The following is a 26,839-nucleotide window of genomic DNA, read 5'->3' as shown; positions in this document are numbered from 1 at the left end:
GCGCCAGGACTCAGCCGTCACTAACGTCGCACTCTGCGTCGTCAGTGCCATCGCGCTCGAAAAGCACTTCGTTGGCAGCGGCTGATGGGTAACTCATAGCATTGTTTCGCATCAGAGATTGCTAACGCAGAGCGTCACGAACTGCATGCCGACGCAGCGCGTCGGCACGATAGTCAAAGCGGGGGCGGGCGCAGCAGGCATCAGAACAGCTTGCTGAACACCCAATACAACGAACCTGACAAGAGGATCGCCGCCGGCAGGGTCAGCACCCAGGCAGTGGCCAGATTGCGCAGGGTACGCATTTGCAGCCCCGAGCCATTGGCGACCATCGAACCGGCCACGCCGGACGACAGCACATGCGTAGTGGATACCGGCAGCCCATACATGTCCGCCGCGCCGATCGTGAACATCGCCACGACCTCTGCCGACGCGCCTTGGGCGTAAGTCATGTGCGTCTTGCCGATGCGCTCGCCCACCGTCACCACGATACGCTTCCAGCCGACCATCGTGCCCAGACCCAAGGCGATGGCCACGACAATCTTGACCCAGGTCGGAATGAACCGCGTAGCACTGTCGATCTGCCCCTTGAACGCCTCAAGCTTGGTCTTGGTGTTCGCGTCGAAATCGCCGACCTTGTTTTTCTCCATCAGGCGGATGGTTTCCGAGGTCAGGTACATGTCGTTACGCACGTTGGTCACAGCCTCGGCAGGCACCTTCGACAGCGAGCCATAACTGGCGACCTGATCGCCGATCTTGCCCGCCATCACCGCCAGCGCAGGGATCAGTTCAGGGCTCGCCTCCTTGCTGACCAAGTAATCCGACAGCGTCTTGCGCGCATCCCCGGGGGCCGGTTGAGGGACGCTGCGGATCAGCGCCTGCTGGGTTACTTCAGCCACGGCAGCGAACTGGGTAGCCTGTTCGGCGGGCATGGTGCGGTTCAGCGCATAAGCCATCGGCAGTGTGCCGACCAGAATCAGCATGATCAGGCCCATGCCTTTCTGCCCATCGTTGGAGCCATGCGCGAACGACACGCCCGTGCAGGTCACGATCAGCATGGCGCGAATCCACAACGGTGGCGGCGCATTGCCTTCCGGAGCCTTGTACAGCGCGCGGTTCTTGATGAACATGCGCATGGCCAGCAACAGCAACGCCGCACAGCCGAAGCCCACCAAGGGCGAGAGCAGCAGTGAGTAACCGATCTTGGTGGCCTGCGACCAGTCCACGCCACTGGTGCCGTCCCGCCCGTGCATCAGGGCGTTGGCGATGCCAACGCCGATGATCGAACCGATCAGCGTGTGTGACGAGGACGCCGGCAGACCCAGCCACCAGGTGCCGAGGTTCCAGATGATCGCCGCGATCAACAGCGCGAAGATCATCGCGAAGCCCGCCGATGAGCCGGTTTGCAGGATCAGTTCCACCGGCAGCAGGGCAATGATGCCGAATGCCACCGCGCCGCTGGAAAACATCACGCCGAGAAAATTGAAGAAGCCTGACCAGACCACTGCAAAGCCGGGCGGCAGGGAGTGCGTGTAGATCACGGTGGCGACCGCGTTGGCCGTGTCATGAAAGCCGTTGACGAACTCGAAGCCCAAGGCGATCAGCAACGCTACGCCCAACAGCACGAACGGGGTCCAGGTGGTGACCACCGTGCCCATGTCGTCAACGTCCTGTTTGAGGCTGTAGCCGGTGAACAGCAAGCCTGCGATGAGTATCGTGAAGAAAAGTATCATGGTCATTCGGCTGGGCTTGCGACCGAATTGACTCGCTGACAGGCTCGCCTTGCCGAGAGCGTCTGGAGACAGTGCGTTTGTAGCCATGTTCGCAATCCTGGATTGAAAGAATATTGACATGGTCATTGCAAAATGTGACAGCGGTGAGACATGTAACAATTGATTGCGCTTTTGCGCCGGTTTTCTGACAACCGGCGGTTGCTGACTCAGTAATCGCCGCGTTTGCGGAACGCCCAGCGCCCGGCGACCAGCGTGAAGGTCGCGACCAGCGCCACCAGAATCCAGAAGCCCTCAGGGTCAGAGGCCAGCGGTACGCCCCCCACGTTCATGCCGAAAAACCCGGCAACGATGTTGATCGGCAAGGCCAGAACAGTCACCACGGTCAGGGTAAACAGGGTTCTGCTGCTCTGTTCGTTGAGGTTGGCGGCAATTTCTTCCTGTAACAGTTTGATGCGCTCGCCCAGCGCCGTCAGGTCGTTGATCACCAGTGAGGACTCTTCGATGGACTGACGCAACGCCTGGACATCCTGTTCGCGCAGCCATTGCGGAGGTTTGTGCAACAGGCGCATCAACGAACCGGGTTCCAGCGCCAGCAGGCGTTGCAGACGGACCAGCACCCGGCGCATGGCGCCGAGTTCGGAGCGATTGTTGCTTAGTCGCTGCGAAAGCAACTGGTCTTCGATGCGGTCGACGTTGACGCTGGTCTTGCGCAGGAACTGCGTCAGTACTTCGCCCTGATCGCTCAGCAGGTGGGCGAGGAGCTCCAGCGGTGAGTCGAATTGCTCGCCGCGCTTGACCGCCGAGCGCAGCTTGTCCACCGAACGCAGCGGCTGCAGCCGGGCGGTGATCAGCAAACGCTGGCGGGCACAGACCCACAGGGTGGAAATATCCGTCGAGAGCCTGTTGAAGTCGAACACCACATCGTTGACGACCGCCAGCAGCGTGGTATCCACGTGCTCGATCCGCGTCGAACGCGAGCCCTCGTGCAATGCTTCGAAAAACTCTTCCGGAAGGTCCAGCTGGGCTTTCATCCAGCGTTCGCAGGCCGCGTGCGAGAGGTTCAGGTGCAGCCAGATGAAGCTGTTTTCTTCGGGAGGGTTTTGCAGGTAATCCAGCGCGGCGGCCGAACCGATTTCCTGGCCACTTTCACCATGGCGAAAACGGAAGCCGTAGAGCAGACCGAAAAGGTCGGAGTCCTGATGGTGGTGAGCGATACTGTGGTTCATGGCTGTCCACGTGCGGCCTGGCCCGGGCAGGGGAGGCGAAGGCCGCATGATGACAAGGCGTTATTTCATATTTGTGACAGCTTGTTGCCGGGTGTGACATCCGCCAGATCGAGAAACGACTGCATGGGCAGCCGTTCAGTCAATCGACAGCTCGCTACCGCCTCGACAGCGGTCAGACCATCGCCAGTGGCACCTTGCGAGTCGGCGCAGGCCATGCCAGATCGATATCGGCCAGATCGCGCTCGGTCAGACGAATCTGCTCGGCAGCGATGTTCAGACGAATGTGTTCCGGGTTGGTCGCCTTGGGAATGGCGATCATGTTGTCCTGGCGAAGCACCCACGCCAGGGAAATCTGCGCCGGTGTTGCATCGTGGCGTTTGGCGATTTCGTGCAGGGCAGGGTGGTAGAGCAGATCGCCAGCCTGGCCGATCGGGCAGTAAGCCATCAAGGGCAGATGACGGTCTGCGCTCCACAGCATCAGGTCGAACTCGATGCCGCGTTGCTCCGGGTTGTAGAGCACCTGATTGGTGGCACAACGCGGGTTGTTGAGCTCGATCATGTCCGGCACATCAAAGTTGGACACCCCCCAGGCACCGATTTTGCCCGCTTCACGCAGACGCTCGAATGCCTCGACCGTCTCGGTCAGCGGGTACTGGCCTGGCCAGTGCAGCAAGTACAGATCGATGTAGTCGGTGTTCATTCGCCGCAGGCTGGCCTCGCACGCGGTTGGAATACCGGCGCGGCTGGCGTTGTGCGGGTAGACCTTGCTGACCACGAATACCTTGTCCCGCTGTCCGGCAATGGCTTGCCCGACGATTTCCTCGGCAGCGCCATCGGCGTACATCTCGGCGGTGTCGATCAGGGTCAGGCCCTGTTCGATACCGAGGCACAGGCCGGCGATTTCTGCCGAGCGCTGATGCCCTTTTTCACCCATGTGCCAGGTGCCCTGACCCAGCACTGGTACGGTTCTGCCTGCCAGTTCCAGTGTGCGCATGTGACCCCCTGCAATTAAATAAGCAGCTAATGAGCGGTTGAATAAGCAGGTCTCAGGCAACAAGAGGCGCACGAGGTTCCGTGACACCCCAATGACAATGCAGATTTAAACCCGGAACTGCTTCAGCAAGGTGTTCAACTCTTCGCTCAACCCGCGCAGATGCAGACTGGCCGAAGTCGATTGTTCGGCGGCCAGTGCGGTGCTCTGGGACAGTTGCGCGGCCTGGGTGACGTTCTGGTTGATGTCATCCACCACGTGCGTCTGCTGCAGGGTGGCGCTGGCGATCGATGCATTCAGGCTGTTGAGGTTGCGCAGCGCCTGACTGATGGAGGTCAGGCTCTGGCCGGCCTGATTGGCCTGCTCGATGGTCAACTGCGAAGAGCGGCTGCTGTCACCGATCACCTTGACCGCTGCATCGGAATGCTTTTGCAGGCGTTCGATCATTGACTGGATTTCTGCGGTCGATTTCTGCGTGCGCTGGGCCAGCAGACGCACTTCGTCGGCCACTACGGCAAAGCCGCGGCCCTGTTCGCCGGCGCGCGCGGCCTCGATGGCGGCGTTCAGCGCCAGCAGGTTGGTCTGCTCGGCAATCGAACTGATCACTTCCAGTACGCTGCCGATCTGCGTGCTCTCGCTGGCCAGGCTCTGCATCACTTGCACGGCCTGACCGATGGTGCTGGAGAGGTGTTCGATCTGGCGCAGGCTGTTATCGATATTGATTTGACCCTGCTGTGCCTGTGACTCGGCATCGCGCATTTCGCTGGCGGCATGTTCAGCGTTCTTGGCCACGTCCTGCACACCGTAGGTCACTTCGTTGACCGCAGTGGCAACCAGGTCCATCTGTTGCGATTGTTGCTCGCTGCGGCTCTGCGCCTGTTCGGCGTCGCTGCCCAGATCGGTCGAGGCCTGGCCCAGCGCCACGGCCGAGTGCTGCAACTGACCGACGACATTGCGCAGCTTGGCGACAAAGGCATTGAAGTGCGTACCCAGCTCGGTTATTTCATCCTTGCCATGGGTTTCCAGCGTGCGGGTCAGATCGCTCTCGCCACTGGCAATGCTGGCCATCGCACCGACCGCCGCTCTGAGAGGGCGCACGATGCTGCGTACGATCGTGACCAGCAGCAACACCATGATCAGCACGATGCAGGCGATGAACATCCCGGCGTTCCACAGTTGGGTCTTGAATTCCGCCGCTACGTCATCCACGTAAACGCCGGACCCCAGAATCCAGCCCCATGGTTGAAACAGTTGCACGTAGGAGGTCTTTTTCACCGGCTCGCTGGCACCGGGCTTGGGCCAGCGATAATTGACCATCCCGGCACCCTGGGCTTTGACCAGCGTGACCATTTCATTGAACACCGCAAAGCCGTCCGGGTCCGTGATGGTCGATAGATCCTGGCCTTCGAGCTTGGGGTTGGTGGGGTGCATGATCATCACCGGGCGCAGGTCGTTGATCCAGAAGTAGTCGCTCTGGCTGTAACGCAGGCTCTTTATCTCTTTCAAGGCTTGCTGTTGCGCAGCCTCGCGGGTCATGCCGCCGGCGGCTTCAAGCCCTTGATAGAAGGAGAGGATGCCGCTGGCCGTCTGCACCACATGCATGGTTTTCTCGGCCTTGGCCTGATACAGGTCGTTATGCAGTTGCCTGAGCAGCGTCGCCGAAAGGACGAAGAGCATCAGCACTGAAACGACAAGAATCAGCCACAGACGGCGGCTGATGGACAAACTGCGCATACTCATGATCGGCATCCCATGCATTATTTTTTTTCTTCTGATGACTCCGATCCGCGCAGCGCGCGATTCAGGGCCTTTTAAGCATCTCGGCGCGTCATGATCAAACATGAGCGGTCGGTCACACTTTTTAGCGGCGTACACGGGTATGGCGAAAGGCTTACAGCAACAGACGCGATTGGCTCTATCGACTGACCCTCAGTGAATGTAGGATCCAATTCAACAGCTGCAGCGAAGGAACGCCGCAGTGATCAGGGAGGATCGACCATTGCCAGGAGGCTACTGACAGGATGTCGGAATGGTCATGTTGCAAAACCACCCGCTTCGGCGGGTTTTTTGCGTCTGCAGGAAAGCAGGGTGGGTTCAGCGGTCCGGCTCGCAGCCTTTGAGCACCAGCCTGAGGATGGTCCGGGTGGCCGCCTCGTAATCGGCATCCTGCAGTTTTGCCTTGCCGGTGACCGTTGCGATCTGCCAGTCGAAATCGGCGTAGGTCTGGGTCGCGGCCCAGATGGTGAACATCAGGTGATGAGGATCGAGCGGGGCGATCTGTCCGCTGTCGATCCAGGCCTGGATGCATTCGATGTTGTGCCGTGCCTGGCCATTGAGCTGTTCGATCTGCTGCGCTGTCAGGTGCGGGGCGCCATGCATGATCTCGCTGGCGAACACTTTCGAGGCGAAGGGCAGATCACGGGAAATCTGGATTTTCGAACGGATATAGCGGCTGAGGACTTCGGCAGGCACGCCTTCGGGGTTGAAGGGCGTCGACGCACGCAGAATGGGCTCGATGATGCTTTCCAGCACCTCGCGATAGAGGTTTTCCTTGGATTTGAAGTAGTAATAGACGTTGGGCTTGGGGACACCGGCTTTGGCCGCGATATCGCTGGTCTTGCTGGCGGCGAAGCCCTTGTCGGCGAATTCCTCGCTGGCAGCGCGCAGGATGAGTTCTTTGTTGCGCTCGCGGATACTGCTCATGACCCGGTTGTTCCCTTGCCTGCATGGCGGTCGCGCATGTTAGCACCGGGTTTGCGCAGCGCTCAATGTTGACGGCCCGGGGCAGGGTTGCACCGGGCCGTTTACTCAGGCACCCATCAGTTCCTGGACTCTGGCTGCCAACGCTTCAATCGCAAACGGCTTGGTCAGTACGCGCATTCCTGGACCGAGCTGTTCGTCACCGATGGCAGCGTTTTCCGCGTAGCCGGTGATGAACAGGGTCTTCAGATGCGGGCGGACCTCGCGTCCGGCATCGGCCATTTGTCGTCCGTTCATGCCGCCCGGCAAGCCCACGTCAGTGATAAGCAGGTCGATATGCACATCCGAACGCAGCAGCTTTAGGCCAGCCAGGCTGTCGGCGGCTTCGATCAGCGTATAGCCCAGGTCGCCGAGGGCGTCGGTGAGCAGCATGCGCACCGTGGGTTCGTCGTCCACGATCAGGATGGTTTCCCCGGACTGGGTGAACTCGAACGGTGTCTTGTGCACATCGCCTTCGTCTCTGGCCGCAGTGCCGTCGTAGCGGGGCAGGTACAGGGATATCGCGGTTCCCTTGCCGACCTCTGACTGAATACGCACCCGTCCGCCAGACTGATTGGCGAACCCGTAAATCATCGACAGACCCAGCCCGGTGCCCTGGCCAATGGGTTTGGTGGTGAAGAACGGGTCGAATGCCTTGGCGATGACATCAGGCGTCATGCCGGTACCGGTATCGGTGACGCACAGCGACAGATAGTGGCCCTCGGGCATATCGTGTGTGCGTGCCACATCGCCGTCTATCCAGCGGTTGCTCGCCTCGATGGTGATGCGTCCGCCGTCCGGCATGGCATCGCGGGCGTTGATGCACAGGTTCAGCAGCGCGTTTTCCAGCTGGCTGGCGTCGACCAGTGTCGGCCACAGCCCCGTGGCACCCAGGGTCTCGACCACGATGCTGGGGCCAACGGTGCGCTGGATCAGGTCGGTCATGCCTTTCATCAGCCTGTTCACGTCAGTCGGCTGCGGGTCCAGGGTCTGGCGTCGAGAGAAGGCCAGCAGCCGGTGCGTCAGAGCCGCGGCACGTTTGGCCGCGCCCTGGGCCGTCACGATGTACTTGTCGACCTCGCCCCAGCGCCCTTGCTCGATCCGGGTGCCCATCAGTTCCAGAGCCCCGGAAATGCCTGCCAGCAGGTTGTTGAAGTCGTGGGCGAGGCCACCGGTCAGTTGCCCGACCGCTTCCATTTTCTGCGACTGGCGCAGCTTCTCTTCGGCCTGCATGAGCTCGGTGGTGCGCGCTGCCACGCGTTGCTCAAGCGTGTCGTTGAGGGCACGCAGCGCGGCAGTGGCACGGTCGCGTTCTGCCGCCACGGCGCGTCGTTCGTCAACGTTGATGAGCACGCCGGGAAAGCTCAATGGTGTGCCATCCTCGGCCCGATCGACCCGGCCGTTGGCTTCGATCCAGTAGTAGATGCCATCAGTACGACGAACGCGGTACTGGTGGGCGTAAACACGCCCGTTGGTGATGACCGCATTGATCGCAGTGATCAGGCCTTGCTTGTCTTCCGGGTGAACAGTGGCAATGACTTGCTCAAGACTCAGGCCTTCACGGCCCAGCGCGGGGTCCAGACCGAAGGCCTTGGCGAAGGCTTCGTCGACGGTGAAGCGATCGGTCGGCAAGTCCCAGTGCCAGGTGCCGATGATTGCACCGGCGGCCAGGGCGAGCTGAACGCGGTCGATGTTTTCGCGTGCGACGGCCTCGCTGGTGCGCAAGCGCTCCTCGGCATCGCGTCGCGCCGTCACATCGCTGAAGATCACCGCAATCTGCCGATCAGCCGGTTCACCGACACGCACCGCCTTGACTTCGAACCAGCGCTCGAACGCCTTGGCATAGTTCTCGAAGCTGGCAGGCTCGCCGGTTTTGGCGACGTTGCCATAGGCTTCGAACCAGAACCGCTCCAGGTCCGGCGCGAACTCGGTCACCCACTTGCCGCGCAAATCGACACCGGCCTGACGTTCAAAGGCAGGGTTGGCCTCGATGAAGCGGTAGTCCACCGGGCTGTCATCGGCATCGAACCTGACCTGAATGATGGCGAATGCGGCTTCGATGGTCTCCAGCATGGCCCTCGAGCGCTCTTCGCTCTGGCGCAGCGCCGTCTCGGCCTTGCGCATCTGCGACATGTCGAGCATTGCGCCGATCATGCGCACCGCCTGGCCGTCGATATCGCGTATCACATGACCGCGGTCCAGTACGTCGGCATAGGACCCGTCCAGACGACGAAAGCGGTATTCGTCTGTCCAGGCAGTACCATTGCCGTCGATCACGGCATGAATGGAGTCGTATACGCGGGTGCGGTCGTCGGGATGGATCTGGCCGATCCACCAGTCACCGGAGTTGTCCAGGGTTGCCAGCGGGTGGCCGTAAGCCTCTTCCAGCGCGTCGTTCCAGAGCACCAGATTGGTTGCAAAGTCCCAGTCCCAGATCGAGTCATTGGTCGCCTTGGCGGCGAGCCGGTAACGTTCCTGGGCTTCTTCGGTCGCGCGGCCGGCCAGATGCTCGCGGGTACGGTCGCGCAGGATTTTCACGAAACCGAGGTGGGTATTGTTCTCATCGTAGAGCGGCATCATCTCGCCTGATGCCCAGAACAGCTCACCGTCCTTGCGCAGGTGCCAGCGCTCGTCCGACGCCCGGCCTACGCTCAGCGCAAGCTGCATTTCATGTTCGACCCGGTTGCTGGCCAGGTCTTCGGGCGTAAAGAAACGCTTGGCGCTCTGACCGACCATCTCTTCCTGGGTCCAGCCCAGAACCTGCTCTGCGCCAGGGTTCCAGTCGGTGATGATGCCGTTGCCATCGGTCAGGATCATGGCGAAATCCATCGCGCTGTCAAAGACTGCGCGGTGGCGTGCCGCCCGGGCGACGGCTGAGGGCCGACAGGTATTTGTTGCGGCGTCGATGCCGGCTTCTTCAAGCGTTCTGCGCAGGTCCACGATCTGCGCCTCCAGCTCTTCTCTTGTCAGGTCTTTCAGAGCGCCTCCCGCTCACACGTTATGTTTGGCATGGGCGGAAACTTGCCGATGGCCTGCTTTGCACGGTCTGCTTTCCCTCGGCAGGCAGTGCCTGATGGGCGTCTTTCTATGGCGACCACCATACAGTCATTGCCGCGCCTGAGCTCACGTCCTGCCGTGACTGCAGCGCAGTGGCTGCGTCAGTGGACACCTGCCGACGAATCGGGTTTCGAAGGATCAGAATTTAAAACAGCCATTGTGTCCTGCGCTGGTTCCGGGGACATGTTCAAAGGCGCAGCGATTTTCCCGGGTATTCATCGGCCTGGGGGCGGCTTTCTTTAGAGAATGTCAGGCCTGGGTAACAACTTTGTTTGCAGGCTGCACACATTGCTCATTACCTGATGCGGGTGGGGCTTTCGAGTCAGCCTTTTTTCGGGGTTCTTCGGAACGCGTGCTAGGATTTACCCTTTCGTTATGCGAAACGTGCCCTTCGTATGTCCATCGATGCAAACAGTTCCGCTACTCCTGCACCCACCAAGCGTCGCCTGCCCAAGGGCGAGGTGCGCAAGGCCGAAATCATCAAGGCGGCCATGACCCTTTTCGCTCGGGATGGGTATGCCGGCGCCTCGCTGACCAACATTGCCAAGGTGGCAGGTCTCTCTCAGGTCGGCCTGCTGCACCACTTCCCGACCAAACTGGTGCTGCTGCAAGCTGTTCTCGAACATCGCGACCAGTACATTGCCGGCCGGCTGCAGGATGCCGATCAGGTCGCTTCTCTGCAGGGGTTCCTGTCGTTTCTGAAGCAGGTCATGAGTTTCAGTATCGAAGACGCCGCGGTCAGCCAGGCGCTGATGATCATCAACACTGAAAGTCTGTCGGTCACGCATCCTGCACACCGCTGGTTCAGCGAGCGTTTTGCGATTGTGCACGGCCATCTTCAGGCGCATCTGAAGTTGCTGGTCGAGGCAGGCGAAATTCGGGCGGATATCGACGCAAGGCAGATCAGCCTGGAGATAGCCGCCATGATGGATGGCATGCAGATTCAATGGCTTCGATCGCCAGGGGATGTGCAGATAGAGGAGGGGTTTGCCAGATTTCTCGAACGACTGGCGCGGGATCTGGCGGCACGCTGAGCTGCGAGCGTTTGCCAGGCAGGCATCGGTGGTCCTGTCGACCACCGATGCCGTTGGCTTAGTAAGCCTGTTCTGCCTTGACCTGTACGGCCTTGCGCAGGGGGATCGGCAGCGGGTTGGAGTCGCGAGTGGTCAATTGCTCCGGGTACAGCGCTACAACCGTGCGGTCGAGCGTCAGGTTTTCCGAGTCCTTGCCCACCAGCACCTTGAACTTGCCAGGGTCAACGTTCCAGCTCACCGAGTTGGCTGAGTAGTACGCGAACGAGCGCGAGTCCAGCGCAATGGTCACGGTCTTGCTTTCGCCAGGCTTCAGGTAAACCTTGGAAAAGCCCTTCAGCTCTTTCTCTGGACGATCAACCAGCGGCTTTGAAGGCTGCACGTACACCTGAGCCACTTCAAAACCGGCCTTGTCACCCGTGTTGGTCACCGTGAACGACGCCTGAATGGTCGCGCCCGGTGCCAGCACGTTGCTCGACAGCTTCAGATCGCTGTACGCATAGGTGGTATACGAAAGCCCGAAACCGAATGGGTAGAGCGGTTTGGTGTGCTTCTTGTCGTAACCGCGATAGCCCAGGTACAGGCCTTCGCTGTAGCTCATCTCGACAGGCGGATTAGGGCTGCTGAAATAGTACGGCACCGGGTTCGAGTACGACGCATAGCTCGGATTGTCCTGTGCCTTCTTGTCCAGCGTGATCGGCAGCTTGCCCGATGGATTGACCTTGCCGAACAGTATTTCAGCCAGTGCCTGACCGCCCTGTTGCCCTGGATACCAGGCGTGCAGAGACGCGGCTACCTTGTCAGCCCACGGCTGCATGTCCATGCCACCGCCACCGTGCAGTACCACGATGGTTTTTGGGTTGGCTTTCTGAATGAAACCGATCAGCTCGGACTGGAATTGCGGCAGTTCGAACGGACGATCGAGCGACTCACCCTCGTATTCGAAGTTATTGCCGGCGGCTACCACGACAGCGTCGTAATCCCCCAGATTCTTCGGTGGTCGCAACGCTGCCCAGCTCATCTGTACGCCGTTCATGCCGCCCAGTACCGGAGTGAAGTTGCCCTTGAGCCGGCGGTATTCGAGGCGCACGTTGTATTCGCTGCCAGCCTTGAGATTCGGTGTCTTGACGGTGCGCGGCACGACTGGGATCAGGTCGAACGAGACTTGCGCGCCTTCATCTTCAAGCACCAGCTCATCGTTGATCCAGAGTTTATAGGCACCGTCCGCACGGACCTTGAACACCTGCGGCCCGGTGATCGTCGGTTTGATCTTGCCAGTGAAACGGGCCGAGAACGAACCGGCTGAAGGGCTGTAGCCGTTGACCGCGCTGCTGCCGTAATCAGTGACGTTGGTGTTGGTAATCCAGTCCAGGTTGACGCCCGGCTCGATGCGAGTTGCCACCGGGTCGCCGGACAGCGAGGTGTTGGCGTAGTACTCGGCTTTTACGCCGGTATTGCTGATCGCCTGCTGGTCACTGCCTGGCTGATACCAGACCGACGATTTAGGGTTGAGGCTCATCTGTGGCAGGTAGTCCACGTTGGACGGGTCAGACGCCAGTTGCTTGAGTCCGCTCACTTCGGTGACATAGCTGGCCGGCGCCGAATAGGCGGTACCGAACGGCGCGGTCGGCGGCTGCATGGCCATGTCGCCAATGACGGCGATCCTTGCGTTTCTGGACAGGGGCAGTACAGGCTTCTGTCCGTCCACTGGCTCGTTGCGCAACAGGACGATCGATTCTCGGGCCACGTTCAAGGCCGCCAGCTGACCGTATTCACGATGCTCCAGTGGCTGCGCCTTGTTGATCCCCTTGTCAAAGCCGTAGCTGACCAGCGCTCTCAGGTTCCTGCGCACCTTGTCGTCGATCACGTTCTGGTGCAACTGACCATTCCAGACATAAGGCAGCAGTTTGGCTTCGGTAAACTGAAGGCCGCTGGGCATGTCGATATCGGTGCCGGCCCAGGCGCCCTTGAAGGCGTCCTGAACCGAGTTGAAATCGCTCATGACGTTACCCTGAAAGCCCCATTGGCCTTTGAGGATATCGGTGATGAGGTGATGGTTTTCACACGCGTATTCGCCGTTGATCTTGTTGTAGCCGCACATGATCGAGGCGATATTCGAGTTCTTGACCAGCGATTCGAAGCCCGGGAGGTACAGCTCCTGCATCGCTCGTTCGTCGATCTTCACATCCAGATAATGACGGTTCGCCTCCTGCTCGTTCATCAGGTAATGCTTGGCGGCCGCCTGGATGCCTTGAACCTGGATACCGTTGGTGACGGCAGGTGCCAGTACTGCGCCGAGAAACGGATCTTCGCCACTCATGTACTCGGCCGCCCGGCCGTTGAAAGGCGTGCGGTACAGGTTGATGGCTGGCGACAGCATCTGCTGACCGCCTGCGATGCGGGTTTCGTAGCCAATGGCCAGACCGAATTCCTTGGCCCGGTTAATGCTCCAGGTGGCCGCGAGTGCTGACGGGGAAGGGTACTGCGCACCGAACGTCTTGCCGCCGACCAGTACGCCCATGGCCGAGTCATAGGCGACCGTGCCTTGCAGGTTGAACTTGTCCAGCTTGGGAATCATGCGGCCGTCGTCAACGCGCGAAAAATTGATTTTTTCCGATTGCGTCATGTTGTCCAGCATCGCGCCTACGCGCGCTTCCACTTCATTGCCGGTCATCGGCGTGACAGCGAATACGCTGCCTGCCTGGGCGATACCGAGCGCCAACAGGCTCAGGCCCAGGCCTTGTTTGATCATGGACACGGAGTTATTCCTTACGTCATTCATTGATTGATCGGTTGCAGTCAGTGGGTCACTCAGTGGTCTTCATTGCCGGCAGGGGCGTCAGCAGTGTCGATCGGTGCATCCACCACCGTTTGCGCGCCGTTGGGCGTTTTCTGTACGGCAGCGTCGGCACCCGTGATCTGCTCACGCTGGGCGTCGACCTCTGCGCGGCGCTCGCTCGACGTGGATGGCAGCGGGTTCTGCCCGTCAGCGGCAGACACCGGGAGGGCGGCAAGGGACATCAGTAAAGTGGCAACAACAGGCAGCAGGGGGCTGGCCATCGGGAGAATCTCCAAACAGAAATATGAAACAGGCAGACAGGCAAGTCAGCAGCTCAGGGCCGCTGACAGTTCATTCAAGGCGTGCGTGACAAACAGAAAATTGCTGAAAGGTAAAATACACGAATGTAATTTTATATAGTTGAGGTTGGGTAAAATTCAATGGCAGCTATTTGGTTTTAGTATTACTTTAATTTCAAAATATAAATTTAATACGCAATATTTTTATGGTTTTTGTGTTTTTACAGAAATTAATCTTCTTTTTAAAAAGCAGAGTGATCACTCTGTTTTTGGCGGTTTAGATGGTTTTCTTGGGGTCGCGTGCTGATGAGCGCAAGTATTGCTGACGCCTGAATACTGGCAGTGAGTGTCAGTATCATCACGTCGCTGTCCGGCCCGTCGAATAAAGTCCGGACGCCACCGAAGAATGCCTACGCCTGTCTGGACTGGAGTGAACGCGCCCCGCACATCGGCGGCTCGTTGGGTGCGGCGCTGCTGGAACTGATGCTCAAGCGTGGGTGGGTAAGTCGACATCTGGATTCCAGAGCACTGTATCTGACGCCCAAAGGGGCAGGCGGGATGGCGAAGGCGTTTGGTCTGGAAGGCGGTGCGTAAACGCTCAGATAACCACGCCGCTATCGGGCATGCCCGGTAGCAGCGTGGCTCAGGTTCAGAAGCTGTACTTGGCCGTCAACGCATAACTGCGCGGGTTGCCGTAGACGTCGGTGGAGCCCCAGACCGAGCTGGCGCCAATCGCCGTGTAGTAGGTGCGGTCGAATATGTTGTTGGCGTTCAGTTGCAGGTCGAGGTTCTTGCTCACCTGATACCCCGCCATCAGGTCGGCGACGGCGTAGCTGCCCTGTTCCAGGCGATAGCTGCCATCGGTGAGCGCGATGTCGTTGTACATGCGGCTTTGCCAGTAGACGTTGCCGCCGACGCGCATTTTCTCCAGTGCACCCTGCAGGCGATAGACCGTCGATGCCTTGAACAGATGCTCGGGTGTGTCGGTGTTGAATTGCTGGTTCTTATTTGCCGGATCCGCGTCCTTGAGGTAGTGGGTGCGGGCGTAGGTGTAGCCGGCGCCGACTTGCCAGTTCTCGGTCAACGCGCCTTGCAGCTCCATCTCGATGCCCTGACTGCGTACCAGGCCTGCAGCGTCGTAACAGGTCAGGACCGCGCAGCCTGCCTGGGTCGGTGACTGGGTCTTGAGGTTTTTCTGGTCGATCTGGAACACCGCCAGGGAGGTGTTGAGGGCGCCGTTGAAGTATTCACCCTTGATACCGACTTCATAGTTTTCGCCGACCACCGGCTTGAGCACCTTGCCGGACAGGTCCTGTGCGCTCTGCGGCTGAAAGACGTCGGTGTAGCTGGTGTACAGCGAGTGGTGTTCATCCAGCTTATAGATCAGCCCTGCGTAGCGCGTCAGGTTACGGGTGACTTTGTAGTCTTCATCGCCGACGCGGTCATCGTAGTCGTACCAGTCCAGACGGCCGCCGAGGATCAGGGTCAGCGGATCGGCCAGGCTCAGGCGTGTGGTGAGATAGACCGCGTCCTGGGTGGCGATGCTGTGCGTCTTGCCATTGCGAACGAAGTCCGGCTTTGGCGCGGCAATGGGCAGACCGGTGTCGTAGGGGCTGTACTCCTTGCTGGTCTGGTCGTACACGCGCCGGCTGGTGCCGACCACCACTTCATGAGTGCGGCCGAAGGCTTCGACCGGCCCACTGGCGTAGACATCGAAGGCGCTCTGCTGCTCTTCCGGCCTCGACTGGTAGGCCGTCGTTTCCAGCGGACCGTTGTAGCGAGACAGGTAGGTCCCCGAAAACAGGCCGTCCAGCGACGAGCTCGAGCCTGCTACGCGCAGTTTCCAGTCGTTGTCGAAACGGTGCTCCAGCTCACCGAACACGGTGTCTATCCGGATTTTCTTGTTTTCCCAATCCGAGCCGGAATAGGTGGAGCGCGGCAGGTTCAGGTGGTGACCATCGACACCCAGAGGCAGGCCGCCCCAGAAGTAGTTGGTCTGGTCTTCCTGACGAGAGAGGCCCAGGGTGGCGGTCGTCGCGTCGCTCAGATCGGCTTCGACCACCCCGTAGAACACGCCGTGATCGCTCTTTTCCTTGTCGCGGAAGCTGTTGGCATCCTGGTAGGAGCCGACTATGCGGCCGCGAACCGTGCGGCTGTCGTTCAGTGGGCCGGACGCATCGAAGACGCCACGGTAATCGTCCCAGCTCCCGACCGTGCCGGTGAGGGTGACCTGTGGCACGGCGGTAGGGCGTTTGCGCACCATATTGATCGCTGCCGAAGGATTGCCAGACCCTGTCGCCAGGCCAGTCGCGCCCCTGATCACCTCGACATGATCGAACATGGCCAGATTGGGTTGAACGCCTGCCGTGTAGCCCGAGTAGGAGGCGGGCAGGCCGTCGTACATGATGTTGTCGATGTCGAAACCGCGCGACGTGTAGGTTTGCCGGCCCGGCCCGCTGGACTGGTCCAAAAACAGTCCCGGCGTATACCTGACCACGTCATTGATGCTGGTCATGGCCTGATCGTCCATGCGTTGGCGGGTGACGACCGTCACGGCCTGCGGCGTTTCACGAATGGTCAGCGGCAACTTGGTCGCGGTCTGCATCGGGCCGGTGGTGTAGGACTGACTGCCCTCGGTTGTGGAGCCAAGTTGATCACTGCTGATCTGCGTGGCGCCCAGTTCCATGGTCGTGGCGGGCTGTGCTTCGCCAACCTGTTCTTCAGCGGCAAAGGCTGTCTGTGTAGTGGCAGCCCAGATGCCCATGGCCAGCAGACCCGGTGTGAAACGATTACGGCTTTGCGATTGTTGCCCCGACATGAACCCGACACTCCCTGATGCCCTCCATGGCAGGATGATAATAATGTTGATAATGGTTCGCATTAGTGTGACAGGTTGTTTCGGTCAGAAAAAGACACTGCGAACAAATAGTTAACAAAATTTTCACATTTGAGTGTCTGGATAAGCGTGGAAAGCCAATGCAAGCGCTGCAGAGGCTTGAAAGGGGAATGCTGTCTTCGGTAAGCACACGCGTCGATTTGACTGAAAGGCGTTTTACAGGAGGACGCGTGTCAAGCGAAGCACGGCTTGTCGCGCAAGCCGCGCACGCTATTTACCGAGTGTTGGCATAAGCCAAGGCTAAACGCCGACGCAGAGTTTTATTTTTTCCACATACCCTCTATGGTTTGTCGAATCTTTTCCGGACTTTGCGTACCGAAATTGATGGGTGGATTATCGCTCGCGAAATATTGACTGAACCCTGCATGCAGGAACGAACCGTCTTTGTCGTCGATAACCTGCATATTTTCGAAGCTTCGTCGAACGGATTGAGAGTCAAGGTTGTAAGTCCCGGTCATTACTTCCGCATTGCCGTCAGCTTTGAGGACACCGAACAGTTTGCCATGGTCCTTGAAGCCCTTGTCTTCAAATCGACTTGGCCAGCCGCGTTGCTCCCCGATGTCGACGAGATGTGACTCTCTGTTAAAAATTCGTACATCGATATTTGCCAATGCGCTCTGCTTGTCGGCCTCACTTCCTTTAAGGTTTTTGAGAATCTGTTCGCGAAGGTAATTGATCTGATTAAACCCATCCGCTAGACTCGTGAGAATTTGCAGCTTTGCACCTTTCTGCGCAGCGTTGGCCAATAACTTACAGACGCCTTCATCAAACCGTCGGCTGCTGCCGTTACGGATGCAGACTTTTTCGCCGGGGGCGACGTTTGTCAGCATCGTTTTGAGTGCTTTGCCAATAGGCCGTTCAAACCCGCCGCTGGTGTCATTCGAACCTTTGTTTTTAATCCAGGCGATACTTTTTTTCTTTGAGTGACCCAGGTCAAAGCCTTGAGCATTGAATATATCTTTGAAGAACTGCTCCTGCGCTGTGCCATTGGTTGTGTTGATGGCATTTAATTTTTTGCCAGCGTTTTCGACAACGATTGGCATGAGGGCGCTGTAAATATCTCGCGATTTTATCGCTGCTCGCTGCACAACGCGACCCTCGAGGTTGTCCAGTTTTGCACAGTGGTTTTCTCTCTTGTTAAAGAGGCTTCCTTTGATCGCTGTCTCAGACTGATTGTCGAGAAAGTTAGTAAGCTGCTCAGAAGCCAGAGAGTTACTCAGCGTCACGCAGCCTGAGTCCATCCAGTTAGGTTTCGCAATATTGCCAAGTGATGCCCCCATGGTTACGCAAAGCCCATTATCATTGACAATGAATTTGTCATGGTGCGATCCGGCAAATCCTTTGGGCTCTCCTGCCAGGAAAAAGAGGTTCGCTTGAATGTTTTCCAGCTTCGGACCTTCGAGTTCGCCACGTTCCACTGCCGCATTGAAAAGTGTAACTACCTTTGCCCAGTCGTTTTCCTTGATGCTGATATTGGTGCGCTTATCCTCGGTGTAGTAGTTCTGAATAGCATCGCTTTTCTGGTAGAAAAACACACCGGTAAAGTCTTTGTCGTGCTGCTTGCTGGCAAAACCTTGCAGCACGGAAGCTATGGTCGGCGACAGGGCATCGCTTTTTGGAGCTCCTAGCGGCTTGATTCCGTAGCTGGTTACCACGCATACCTTGTCAGCCGATGCGAATGCACTGCGTACCACTTGACACTGCTCGGCTTCAGTCAAAATGTCATGGTCGGAAATTCGCGCAACGGGGTCGAATGAGCAGTCGCTGCTGTCAAGTCCCATGACCATTTTATAGGTCAGTGGCTTGCGTGCCGCAAGATCGATCATCGCTGTCAGCGCTTCAGTGTTTTGCAGGCAAGCGTGCACCCGCTGTTGTTGCGTCTCTTCGAAACGGGGTTGTCTATAAACTCCCGAAGCAGCAACAGCAAGTTTTGCGACGTCTTCGTCGACGTTATACTGATGGCTCGCCTGTGCAATAAAGTTTTGTATCGCCTGCTTTTTTTGCTGATTTAACGAAACAGTTGATAGCTTGTTTTTTAACCAGGAAAAGCTGTTTTTTTCTTCGGTGCCCGCGTTACCTTTCAAGTGGTTAGCCGTTTTCGAGATATCAACCACTGCCGAATAGTTAGCGGGGACGCGAGTCGGTGCTATTCTTTCTGTTGATGACGACGACAAGGGAGGCACGGGGGCTGAGCACTGCGCTCTGAAAAGCTTATTGAGCGTTGATTTTATTGAGGGTGCTGAAGGTTGCGCTGCGGGCACGGCGGTTGCGTGGTTTGATGGAGCCGATCGGATGTCCATATTAGAACACTCTTCTGGGGTGGTGGAGTTGGGTTGATTCGATTGTTGCCGCTGGAACAGGTTGAGATTGAAGTGCCGATCTCAGCTCTTGTGTGAGCGCTACGAAGTTGTCCAGTGTTTGCCACAGCCCTACACGATCTAATGACTCCAAGATCGCTGTATGGTGCACGAACAGCTCTTGGTTCTCCGTATTGAGTGCAATGACACTTCCCCTGAGTACATTTTTCTGAGCGTTGATGGCCAGTGCTGAAGCGAGCACTCGACCATCAACTGCGGGCTGCAGCTGAAGCAAAGTGCCGTACAAATGAAGACTTGAAAACGCGTCCGGAACCGCCAACTGGAACGGGTTGCCCTCTCTATCAGTGAACGCGCCGTGACCATCCTGATCGACGTCACCTGCAGGATGCTTGATGCAAGCGGCTGTTTTTAGCCATTCGTTAATATCGTTTCGAGCCTGATTACGGTTCATTTTTCTCCACGCACTGTTGATGTCGGACCTGAAAATTCACCGTTTACGTGGTCATGAGCTTGCGAAGAGTTCCATGCCTGTAGCGTTCGACGAACTCGAGGAAAAGGCGCTTGCTCGGCAACACAGAAGGGGCCGTTAAAAAAATCTGTCAAATTTTGCGCCTGAACTACATGGGTACGAATTTTAAGGCTGTCCGCTCGTCTCAAGGCTAAGATCCTCGTCTTCGTTCGAGTCAGCGATGTTCCATTTTCGTGTTGCACAGGCTTTTCAGACATATTTCCTGGCCAACACCCATACGCTTGCTCGCACCTGAATTACTGAAGTGTTTTAAGCAGACTTTATACTCAGAGACTCCACCTCATGACCCAATCCCACCGCCTCCACCTCGTCCTCGGCGATCAGCTTTCCTTCGATCTCGCATCCTTGGCGGGTCTGATCCCCGAGCGCGACACGGTCCTGATGGTCGAGGTCATGGAAGAGGCGAGTCATGTGCCGCATCATCCGCAGAAGATCGTGCTGATCTTCAGTGCCATGCGTCATTTTGCCGAGGCGCTGCGTGAGCGTGGTGTCCGGGTGCAGTACGTCATGCTCGATGATCCGCAGAACACCGGGTCGGTGCCGGGTGAGTTGCAGCGCTGGCAAGCTCTGTTGCGAGCAGAAGAGCTGCACATCACCGAGTGCGGCGACTGGCGCCTGGAACAGTCGATCAAGGACTGCGGGTTGCCCATCCAGTGGCACGCCGATACGCGCTTTCTTTGTTCCCGCGACGAGTTCTCGTCGTGGGCGCACGGCAAGAAGCAGTTGCGCATGGAGTTCTTCTATAGGGAGATGCGCCGCAAAAGCAGGCTGCTGTTGAACGGCGACGGTACGCCGGTCGGTGGTGCCTGGAACTTTGATGCCGAGAACCGCAAGGCACTGCCCAAGGGCGTGGCAGCGCCTTACCCAATGCGCTTTTCCCCGGACGCTATCACCCGCCAGGTACTAAAGCTGGTGGGTGAGCGCTTTGCCAGCCATTACGGCTCGCTGGATAATTTCGACTATCCGGTTACGCATGCCGATGCCCAGGCGCTGTGGGAGTACTTTCTGGATTACGGCCTGGCCGGTTTCGGCGATTATCAGGACGCGATGGCCACTGATGAGCCTTTTCTGTTTCATGCGCGCATCAGTGCTGCGTTGAACATCGGCCTGCTGGATTTACGCCAGGTGTGCAGTGACGTTGAATCCGCGTACTGGTCGGGCAGGGTGGGGCTGAATGCCGCCGAAGGTTTCATTCGCCAACTGATCGGCTGGCGGGAGTATGTGCGTGGCGTCTATTGGCTGAAAATGCCCGATTACGCGAGCGGCAATCTGTTCGGTAACAGCCGGCCGCTGCCCGAGTTTTACTGGACCGGCGAAACGCAGATGAACTGCATGAGTCAGGCCATCGGCCAGAGCCTGAAGCATGCCTACGCCCACCACATTCAGCGCCTGATGGTCACCGGCAACTTTGCCCTGCTTGCCGGGATAGTGCCGGAGCAGATCTGCGAGTGGTACCTGGCGATCTACATGGATGCCTTCGACTGGGTCGAGCTGCCCAATACGCTGGGCATGGTCATGCATGCCGATGGCGGCTATCTGGGCTCCAAACCCTATTGCGCCAGCGGCCAGTACATCAAGCGCATGTCTGACTATTGCCGCGGCTGTGCGTACAAGGTCACTGAAAGCACCACTGAGGATGCCTGTCCGTTCAATGCGCTGTACTGGCATTTCCTGATGCGCCATGGCGACCTGTTGCGTCGCAATCAGCGCATGGCGATTATCTATAAAAACCTTGATCGCATGGCTGAGCCCAAACAGCAGGCGCTGTGGGCGCGTGGCGAGCATCTGCTGGCCAGGCTCGATGCCGGAGAGGCGCTTTGAAAAAAGCCGAGCTGCCAGTCAAAACCTGTGTGGTCTGCGGGCTGCCGTTCACTTGGCGCAAGAAGTGGGCGCGCTGCTGGGATGAGGTGCTTTATTGCTCTGAGCGTTGCCGGCGAAACAAGCGCACGGCAAGCCAGTAGCGTTTTCAAAATATTTCGAAATGAAAAGCGCTGAACTATCGCTTGCTCAGCATGATCCTTCCTTATGCGCATTCAGCGCGACCCCGACCTGCCAGCGCATCCGCACTGAGTGTTGATCCAGGGTCGCCGAACGAAAAGGAGCCGTCATGACCGTAACCACCTATCCCGTCTACCGCTACACGCCAGGCCCGCTACATGCGACCTTGCTTGCCGGAACCGTGCCTTTGTTTCTCGGCGGCTTGCTGAGTGATATTGCCTATTACCAGACCTTTCAGGTTCAGTGGAGCAACTTTGCCGCCTGGCTGATTGCCGGAGGCCTGTTGTTCTGCGGGCTGGCGTTGCTGTTTGCGCTGGTCAATCTGGTTCGCGCCGATCACAAGGCCGGTCGTCCCGTGGTGTACTTCCTGTTGTTGCTGGTTACCTGGGTACTGGGTCTGGTCAATGCCTTCGAGCATGCGAAAGACGCTTGGGCGGTCATGCCGTCGGGCTTGATCCTCTCGGTCATCGTCACCGTTCTGGCCTGCGTTGCGACGTGGACCGGGCTTACCAGCCTGCGTTCCGGAGGTGCAGAATGAGAAATATCTACGCATTGACTGCATTGAGCATGGCGCTGCTGCTGAGCGCCTGCGGTGGTGAAGCCGACAGCACTCAGGCGCGCGGACCGGACCCGAAGTTGCCGGACCCGCAACGTGGCCTGTTGCCGAGCATGAAGATTGCCGAGCCGACGGCTTGGGGCGATCAGAAGCCTGCCGTGCCTGAGGGTTTCAGTATCACGGCGATTGCCAGTGATCTGAATATTCCACGTCAGTCCATCGTTTTGCCCAATGGCGACATCATCGTTGCCGAAGGGCGCGGCGGCAGCGCTGCCAAGCTCAAGCCCAAGGACGTGATTGCCAGCGTCATCAAGGCCCAGGGCAACACCAAGGTCAAAAGCGGTAATCGTCTGACGCTATTGCGGGACGCGGATGGCGACGGCAAATACGAGCTGAAAACGGTCTTTGCCGAGAACCTGAATGCGCCTTATGGCCTGGCCTTCGCGAACGGCAAGCTGTACGTGGCCAACCAGGATGCGCTGGTCAGCTTCGATTATCAGGAAGGCCAGACCAAGGCCAGTGGTGAACCGACCAAGGTCACCGACTTGCCTGCAGCGATCAACCACCACTGGACCAAGTCGCTGACCGTCAGCCCTGATGGCCGTTTCCTGTACGTGGGCATCGGCTCGAACAGTAACGTGACCGAGCGCGGCATGGAGGTCGAGATCGATCGGGCAATGGTCTGGCAGATCGACGCCGCCACCGGTGCCCACAAGCCTTATGCGACCGGTCTGCGCAACCCGACGGCACTGGCGATTCAGCCGGGCACCGGGCAACTGTGGACAGTGGTCAACGAGCGTGACGAACTCGGGCCTGATCTGGTTCCGGACTACCTGACCTCGGTGAAGGAGGGGGCGTTTTACGGCTGGCCTTACAGCTATTGGGGCCAGAATGTCGACACGCGTGCCCAGCCGCAGAATCCGGCCAAAGTCGCTGCGGCGATCAAGCCTGATTACAGCCTTGGTTCGCACGTCGCCGCACTGGGCGTGTCGTTCTCGATCCCGGCCATGGGCGACAAGTTTGCCGACGGCGTGTTCGTTGGCGAGCACGGCAGTTGGAACCGCGATAACCCGGTGGGCTACAAGGTGATCTTCGTGCCGTTCAGCAATGGGCGTCCTGCGGGCGAGCCTGTGGACTTCGCAACCGGTTTCCGCGGAGCTGACGGCAAGACGCGCGGCCGGCCAGTGGGCGTGACGGTTGATCCGAAAGGCGCACTCATCATCGCTGACGACCTGGCAAACACCGTCTGGAGAGTGACCCGCAACAAGTAGGTCACGATGGCCTGAGGTCGTTGTTGAGTAATCGTTCCCAAGCTCTGCTTGGGAACGCCGTTCTTGACCCAGAGCGTCGGCACGATAGCCGGTGATTGATCGTTCCCATGCGCCGCGTGGGAATGCCGTTCGTGACGCTCCGCGTCACCGATGCCACCTCGACCCGGAGCATCACCCTGATGGCCCGTCTTCGCGGGACCTACCTCGCGTTATCCACACAAAATTCTTTCGCAAGGTGGCTTCGATGCGCGCTTACACGTTAGGGTTGGCCGCTTCCACGCGCTGGCCTGAGCGGCCGGTCGCTGACATCCCTGAATTCTGGAACCGCTGTGAGTCGCTTTGAAACCGCTGGAAACGTACGAACAAAACCCGCTTCATGGTGGGCCGTTGGCAGCGTATCGCTTGGGTCGTTCGCCACCGTCACCACTGAATTTCTGCCGGTCGGGCTGCTGCCCGATATCGCTCGCGACCTGGGAACCAGCATCAGCCAGACAGGCTTGATGATGGCCGTCCCCGGCATCCTTGCGGCCATCTCGGCGCCGTCCTGTATTGCCCTGTTCAGTCATGTCGACCGTAAGCGCCTGCTGCTCGGGCTGCTGTCGATATTGCTGGCCTCCAACCTGATCGTCGCGTTGTCCACGCACTTCTGGCTGACTTTGGCGGGCAGGGTCCTGCTCGGCTTCGCGCTGGGGGGATTCTGGACGATTGCCGGGTCACTCGGGCCGCGTTTGAGGCCCGGCAAGGAGGGCGTCAAGGCCACCGCGTATGTGCTGGCGGGCGTCTCGATCGGCACTGTCGCCGGGATTCCGGCCGGCACGTTGATCGGTGAAGCCTTTGGCTGGCGTGCTGCGTTTGAAACAGCGGCAGTGGTCACGGTTGCCGTGGGGGTGTTGATTGCAACCTTCCTGCCTGCGTTGCCGGGCGAGCGCTCTGCCGGCATCAGCCAGATGTTGTCGCTGGCTGGCGAGCAGCGCATTCGTCGCATGTTCGCTGCCGCACTGTTGATCTATGTGGGGCACTTCGCGGCTTACACTTACCTCGCGCCCTTCGTGCAGGAATTCGCGCATATTCAGGGTCAGGCCCTGGGCGCATTGCTCTTCGCCTTCGGCCTGGCGGCGGTTGCAGGTAATCTGGCCGGTGGAGCTCTGGCGGCCAGGAGCGCACCGTCCTCGGTGCTGATCATGACCCTGCTGATGCTGGGTTCGCTGACCGCGCTGCTGATGTTCGTCGGTAACCCGTGGCTGCTCTGGCCGGTGATTCTGGTCTGGGGGTTCGCGTTCGGGATGATCCCCATCACCACGCAGATCTGGTGCTTCGAGGCCTCCAATGATCGGGTCGAAGGCGTTCAGGCGTTGCTGGTCTGTGTGGTGAATCTGTCGATTGGCGGCGGGGCGTTCATTGGCGGTGTGGTGTCCGGTCGGGCCGGCTTTACCGCTGCCATCGTGATCGGTGCGGTATGTGCTGCGCTGTCCATGCTCACCGTGATGCTGGCGATGCGCAACTCAAAGCCGGTCAGTTGCACCGACTGATCTGCCAATAATGAGAGACCGCGGCGACGCTGAATCCATCGCCGCGATACCTCATCACACCTTCGTCACACCCTCAGCCTGCCTTGAAAAACGCGACCTTGCGGGTCAGGCGATCCGCGAGCTGCGCCAGTTCCTCACTGGCGGTCGCCACTTGCTGCGATCCATTGGCAGATTTGAGTGTCGAGTCGTGAATGCTGGTGATGTTCATCGCAACGTCTTCTGCCACCGCACTCTGTTGAACCGACGCGCTGGCGATCTGCGCGTTCATGTGATTGATCGCACTCACTTCCTGATTGATTCTCGACAAGGCGCTTTGGGCATTGCGTGTCTGTTCCACGGCACGATTGACCAGTTCACAGCTGTCGCGCATGTTCTGTGCCGCAGTTTCCGTACCACCCTGCAGCGTGCTGATCATGTTCTGAATCTCCTGGGTCGACAGCTGGGTGCGATTGGCCAGCGAACGAACCTCATCGGCGACCACCGCAAAACCTCTGCCATGCTCGCCCGCGCGGGCGGCTTCAATGGCCGCGTTGAGCGCCAGCAGGTTGGTTTGTGAGGCAATCGAGTTGATCACCTCGATCACCTTTTCGATCTCCTCGCCATGCCGTGAGACCTGCTCCACGGTGCTGGTCGTTTCAGTCAGCGTGGCCGCCAGTTGTTCGATGGCAGTGGTCGTACCTTCAACGAGGCTGTTGCCGCTCGCCACCTCACTGTCAGCCAGGCGCGCGGCATCCGCGGCCTGTGAGGCATAGCCCGAGACTTCACTGACCGTCGCGGCCATCTCGCTGATGGCGGTGGCCACCTGTTCGGCTTCACGGGTCTGCACCATGATCTGGGCATTGTTGGCGGAGGAGGCCGCCGACAGCACGCTAGAGGACTGGCTGACCTCCTGAGCGGCCATTCGTACGTCGGTGATGGTTTCCGAAAGACGGCTCAGCGCTGTTCTCAGCACGCCCATGACGCTGTCGGGATACGCCGTGGTGATGGTTTGCTGCAGATCGCCCGCCGCCAGTCGGCGAATGGCCTCGGCAACGTCGACCGGCTCTGCGCCAAGGGTCTTTTTCACGAAGCGGATGATGAACGCCGACAGTACGATGCTCAGCAGCACAGCGAACGCAGTGGCCAGCAGCATCAGGCCGCGGAACTGGCTGGCGGTCGCCTGCACATTATCCAGCTGGACCCTGATCGAGGCTTCCTCATGGTCGATGAGCGCGTTGATGCGCTTCAGCCATTCACTGTAGTTACCGGAGGTCTGGCTCAGCAACAGGGCCTGCGCACCGGCGATGTCTCCGGCACGGCGCAAGGCAATCACGCTCTTGGTAGAGCTGAGCGTTTGCTGTTCGATTTCCTTGATGCCACGCAGCAACTGGCGTTCTTCGGCACTGACGTTGGGCTTGGTGAACAACTGCTCCATCGGTACGGCCGAGTCGACATAGTCCTTTTCAAGACGGGTCATCTCTGCCAGATGCAGCGCCATGTCCTGGTCGTTGTTGACCAGCACGGCGTCGCGCAGAGCGATCGCACGGTTATGCACGCTGCCCCGGAAGTTGATCGCATAGCGTTGCACCTTGGCGGCATTTTCGCCTACGTCTTCCAGGGTGGTGTCGATGAACCCGACCCGCTGAATGCCAACGGCTGTGATCAAGATGAGCAGCGAGACGACAGCGGCGAATCCCAAGCCGATGCGCGTAGCCAGAGAAACCTGATTTTTCATGAAATGAACCCGAGCGAGGCAAGAGAAGAAGTCGAATGAAATAATGGCGAAGAGCCTTTATTCAGAATGGCCTGACAATACCGCCCAGTCGACTCACTGCCCAATAGATATTTGCGCACGGTGACATAGACAGGTGTTATTTCAGAACTGTATGACAGTTACGAAAGCGTACGGTG

Annotated in this window: 18 protein-coding genes and 1 pseudogene; 7 read left to right on the top strand and 12 right to left on the bottom strand. The window is 58.8% G+C overall.

The genetic code is table 11. The features are described from left to right. Window positions 1–200: 200 nt before the first annotated feature. The 6 genes from QRN50_RS22865 to QRN50_RS22840 all read right to left on the bottom strand — a co-directional run bounded on the left by QRN50_RS22865 (window position 201) and on the right by QRN50_RS22840 (window position 9,626). The gene (locus tag QRN50_RS22865; protein WP_003415783.1) at window positions 201–1,817 is read right to left on the bottom strand and encodes an inorganic phosphate transporter; all 1,617 of its coding nucleotides are present in this window, start codon (window positions 1,815–1,817) and stop codon (window positions 201–203) included. Between the two features lie 119 nt (window positions 1,818–1,936). Next, a complete protein-coding gene (locus QRN50_RS22860; RefSeq protein WP_024643017.1) occupies window positions 1,937–2,956 on the bottom strand; it encodes a transporter in 1,020 nt (339 codons plus the stop codon). 172 nt (window positions 2,957–3,128) lie between these two features. Further along, window positions 3,129–3,950 (bottom strand): aldo/keto reductase, encoded by an 822-nt coding sequence (locus QRN50_RS22855; protein WP_003315245.1) that lies wholly within the window; start codon window positions 3,948–3,950, stop codon window positions 3,129–3,131. Between the two features lie 105 nt (window positions 3,951–4,055). Beyond that, the gene (locus QRN50_RS22850) at window positions 4,056–5,687 is read right to left on the bottom strand and encodes a methyl-accepting chemotaxis protein (protein WP_024639206.1); all 1,632 of its coding nucleotides are present in this window, start codon (window positions 5,685–5,687) and stop codon (window positions 4,056–4,058) included. 354 nt (window positions 5,688–6,041) lie between these two features. Then, window positions 6,042–6,650 (bottom strand): TetR/AcrR family transcriptional regulator, encoded by a 609-nt coding sequence (locus QRN50_RS22845; protein WP_010429686.1) that lies wholly within the window; start codon window positions 6,648–6,650, stop codon window positions 6,042–6,044. A gap of 105 nt (window positions 6,651–6,755) precedes the next feature. After that, complete coding sequence (locus QRN50_RS22840; RefSeq protein WP_060400662.1) at window positions 6,756–9,626, bottom strand: PAS domain-containing hybrid sensor histidine kinase/response regulator; 2,871 nt, start codon at window positions 9,624–9,626, stop codon at window positions 6,756–6,758. Between the two features lie 512 nt (window positions 9,627–10,138). On the opposite strand from QRN50_RS22840, the gene QRN50_RS22835 reads away from it, so the two are divergent. Beyond that, window positions 10,139–10,777: a TetR/AcrR family transcriptional regulator gene (locus tag QRN50_RS22835; protein WP_024639208.1), complete on the top strand. Its 639-nt coding sequence runs from the start codon at window positions 10,139–10,141 to the stop codon at window positions 10,775–10,777. Window positions 10,778–10,835: 58 nt separating this feature from the next. On the opposite strand, the gene QRN50_RS22830 is transcribed toward QRN50_RS22835, so the two are convergent. Then, window positions 10,836–13,526, bottom strand: coding sequence for a beta-glucosidase (locus QRN50_RS22830; RefSeq protein ID WP_024643020.1), 2,691 nt, complete (start codon window positions 13,524–13,526; stop codon window positions 10,836–10,838). A gap of 59 nt (window positions 13,527–13,585) precedes the next feature. Continuing rightward, complete coding sequence (locus tag QRN50_RS22825) at window positions 13,586–13,834, bottom strand: hypothetical protein (protein WP_024639210.1); 249 nt, start codon at window positions 13,832–13,834, stop codon at window positions 13,586–13,588. A gap of 426 nt (window positions 13,835–14,260) precedes the next feature. Here QRN50_RS22825 and QRN50_RS22820 point away from each other — a divergent pair. Continuing rightward, a pseudogene (locus QRN50_RS22820) lies at window positions 14,261–14,446 on the top strand (transcriptional regulator); the annotation flags it as partial. A gap of 55 nt (window positions 14,447–14,501) precedes the next feature. Here the strand turns inward: QRN50_RS22820 and QRN50_RS22815 are convergent. The 3 genes from QRN50_RS22815 to QRN50_RS22805 form a co-directional block, all read right to left on the bottom strand. Beyond that, a complete protein-coding gene (locus tag QRN50_RS22815; RefSeq protein ID WP_096127359.1) occupies window positions 14,502–16,670 on the bottom strand; it encodes a TonB-dependent siderophore receptor in 2,169 nt (722 codons plus the stop codon). A 338-nt stretch (window positions 16,671–17,008) separates the two neighbouring features. Continuing rightward, the gene (locus tag QRN50_RS22810) at window positions 17,009–19,048 is read right to left on the bottom strand and encodes a phospholipase D-like domain-containing protein (protein ID WP_235592064.1); all 2,040 of its coding nucleotides are present in this window, start codon (window positions 19,046–19,048) and stop codon (window positions 17,009–17,011) included. Window position 19,049: 1 nt separating this feature from the next. Next, entirely contained in the window at window positions 19,050–19,517 is a 468-nt protein-coding gene (locus QRN50_RS22805; RefSeq protein WP_003404419.1) for a CesT family type III secretion system chaperone, read from the bottom strand. A gap of 360 nt (window positions 19,518–19,877) precedes the next feature. Between QRN50_RS22805 and QRN50_RS22800 the strand changes: the two genes are divergently transcribed. The 5 genes from QRN50_RS22800 (at window position 19,878) to QRN50_RS22780 (ending at window position 24,949) form a co-directional block, all read left to right on the top strand. Beyond that, entirely contained in the window at window positions 19,878–21,416 is a 1,539-nt protein-coding gene (locus tag QRN50_RS22800) for a cryptochrome/photolyase family protein (protein WP_096127358.1), read from the top strand. Next, window positions 21,413–21,556 carry a DUF2256 domain-containing protein gene (locus tag QRN50_RS22795; RefSeq protein WP_003404413.1) on the top strand — a complete coding sequence of 48 codons (144 nt, stop codon included), beginning with the start codon at window positions 21,413–21,415 and terminating at the stop codon, window positions 21,554–21,556. Before QRN50_RS22800 ends, QRN50_RS22795 begins: the two co-directional genes overlap by 4 nt. A 146-nt stretch (window positions 21,557–21,702) precedes the next feature. Then, a complete protein-coding gene (locus QRN50_RS22790; protein ID WP_003404410.1) occupies window positions 21,703–22,131 on the top strand; it encodes a DUF2231 domain-containing protein in 429 nt (142 codons plus the stop codon). Beyond that, window positions 22,128–23,420, top strand: coding sequence for a PQQ-dependent sugar dehydrogenase (locus QRN50_RS22785; RefSeq protein ID WP_096127357.1), 1,293 nt, complete (start codon window positions 22,128–22,130; stop codon window positions 23,418–23,420). Before QRN50_RS22790 ends, QRN50_RS22785 begins: the two co-directional genes overlap by 4 nt. A 329-nt stretch (window positions 23,421–23,749) precedes the next feature. After that, on the top strand, window positions 23,750–24,949 hold the full coding sequence (locus QRN50_RS22780; protein WP_024660452.1) for an MFS transporter: 1,200 nt from the start codon (window positions 23,750–23,752) through the stop codon (window positions 24,947–24,949). 73 nt (window positions 24,950–25,022) lie between these two features. Here QRN50_RS22780 and QRN50_RS22775 read toward each other — a convergent pair whose 3' ends face one another. Then, window positions 25,023–26,663, bottom strand: a complete 1,641-nt coding sequence (locus QRN50_RS22775) for a methyl-accepting chemotaxis protein (RefSeq protein WP_011267239.1) — start codon at window positions 26,661–26,663, stop codon at window positions 25,023–25,025. Window positions 26,664–26,839 lie beyond the last annotated feature (176 nt).

Source organism: Pseudomonas sp. MEJ108, assembly GCF_030208985.1.
GTDB lineage: Bacteria > Pseudomonadota > Gammaproteobacteria > Pseudomonadales > Pseudomonadaceae > Aquipseudomonas > Aquipseudomonas fragariae.
Note: the sequence above shows the minus strand (reverse complement) of the source record. Positions and strands in the feature narration are given on the sequence as shown.

Excerpts from the sequence above, each read along its gene's own strand:
- QRN50_RS22865 (WP_003415783.1), bottom strand. The coding sequence starts at position 1,817 with ATGGCTACAAACGCACTGTCTCCAGACGCTCTCGGCAAGGCGAGCCTG.
- QRN50_RS22860 (WP_024643017.1), bottom strand. The coding sequence starts at position 2,956 with ATGAACCACAGTATCGCTCACCACCATCAGGACTCCGACCTTTTCGGT.
- QRN50_RS22855 (WP_003315245.1), bottom strand. The coding sequence starts at position 3,950 with ATGCGCACACTGGAACTGGCAGGCAGAACCGTACCAGTGCTGGGTCAG.
- QRN50_RS22850 (WP_024639206.1), bottom strand. The coding sequence starts at position 5,687 with ATGAGTATGCGCAGTTTGTCCATCAGCCGCCGTCTGTGGCTGATTCTT.
- QRN50_RS22845 (WP_010429686.1), bottom strand. The coding sequence starts at position 6,650 with ATGAGCAGTATCCGCGAGCGCAACAAAGAACTCATCCTGCGCGCTGCC.
- QRN50_RS22835 (WP_024639208.1), top strand. The coding sequence starts at position 10,139 with ATGTCCATCGATGCAAACAGTTCCGCTACTCCTGCACCCACCAAGCGT.
- QRN50_RS22830 (WP_024643020.1), bottom strand. The coding sequence starts at position 13,526 with ATGATCAAACAAGGCCTGGGCCTGAGCCTGTTGGCGCTCGGTATCGCC.
- QRN50_RS22825 (WP_024639210.1), bottom strand. The coding sequence starts at position 13,834 with ATGGCCAGCCCCCTGCTGCCTGTTGTTGCCACTTTACTGATGTCCCTT.
- QRN50_RS22815 (WP_096127359.1), bottom strand. The coding sequence starts at position 16,670 with ATGTCGGGGCAACAATCGCAAAGCCGTAATCGTTTCACACCGGGTCTG.
- QRN50_RS22810 (WP_235592064.1), bottom strand. The coding sequence starts at position 19,048 with ATGGACATCCGATCGGCTCCATCAAACCACGCAACCGCCGTGCCCGCA.
- QRN50_RS22805 (WP_003404419.1), bottom strand. The coding sequence starts at position 19,517 with ATGAACCGTAATCAGGCTCGAAACGATATTAACGAATGGCTAAAAACA.
- QRN50_RS22800 (WP_096127358.1), top strand. The coding sequence starts at position 19,878 with ATGACCCAATCCCACCGCCTCCACCTCGTCCTCGGCGATCAGCTTTCC.
- QRN50_RS22790 (WP_003404410.1), top strand. The coding sequence starts at position 21,703 with ATGACCGTAACCACCTATCCCGTCTACCGCTACACGCCAGGCCCGCTA.
- QRN50_RS22785 (WP_096127357.1), top strand. The coding sequence starts at position 22,128 with ATGAGAAATATCTACGCATTGACTGCATTGAGCATGGCGCTGCTGCTG.
- QRN50_RS22775 (WP_011267239.1), bottom strand. The coding sequence starts at position 26,663 with ATGAAAAATCAGGTTTCTCTGGCTACGCGCATCGGCTTGGGATTCGCC.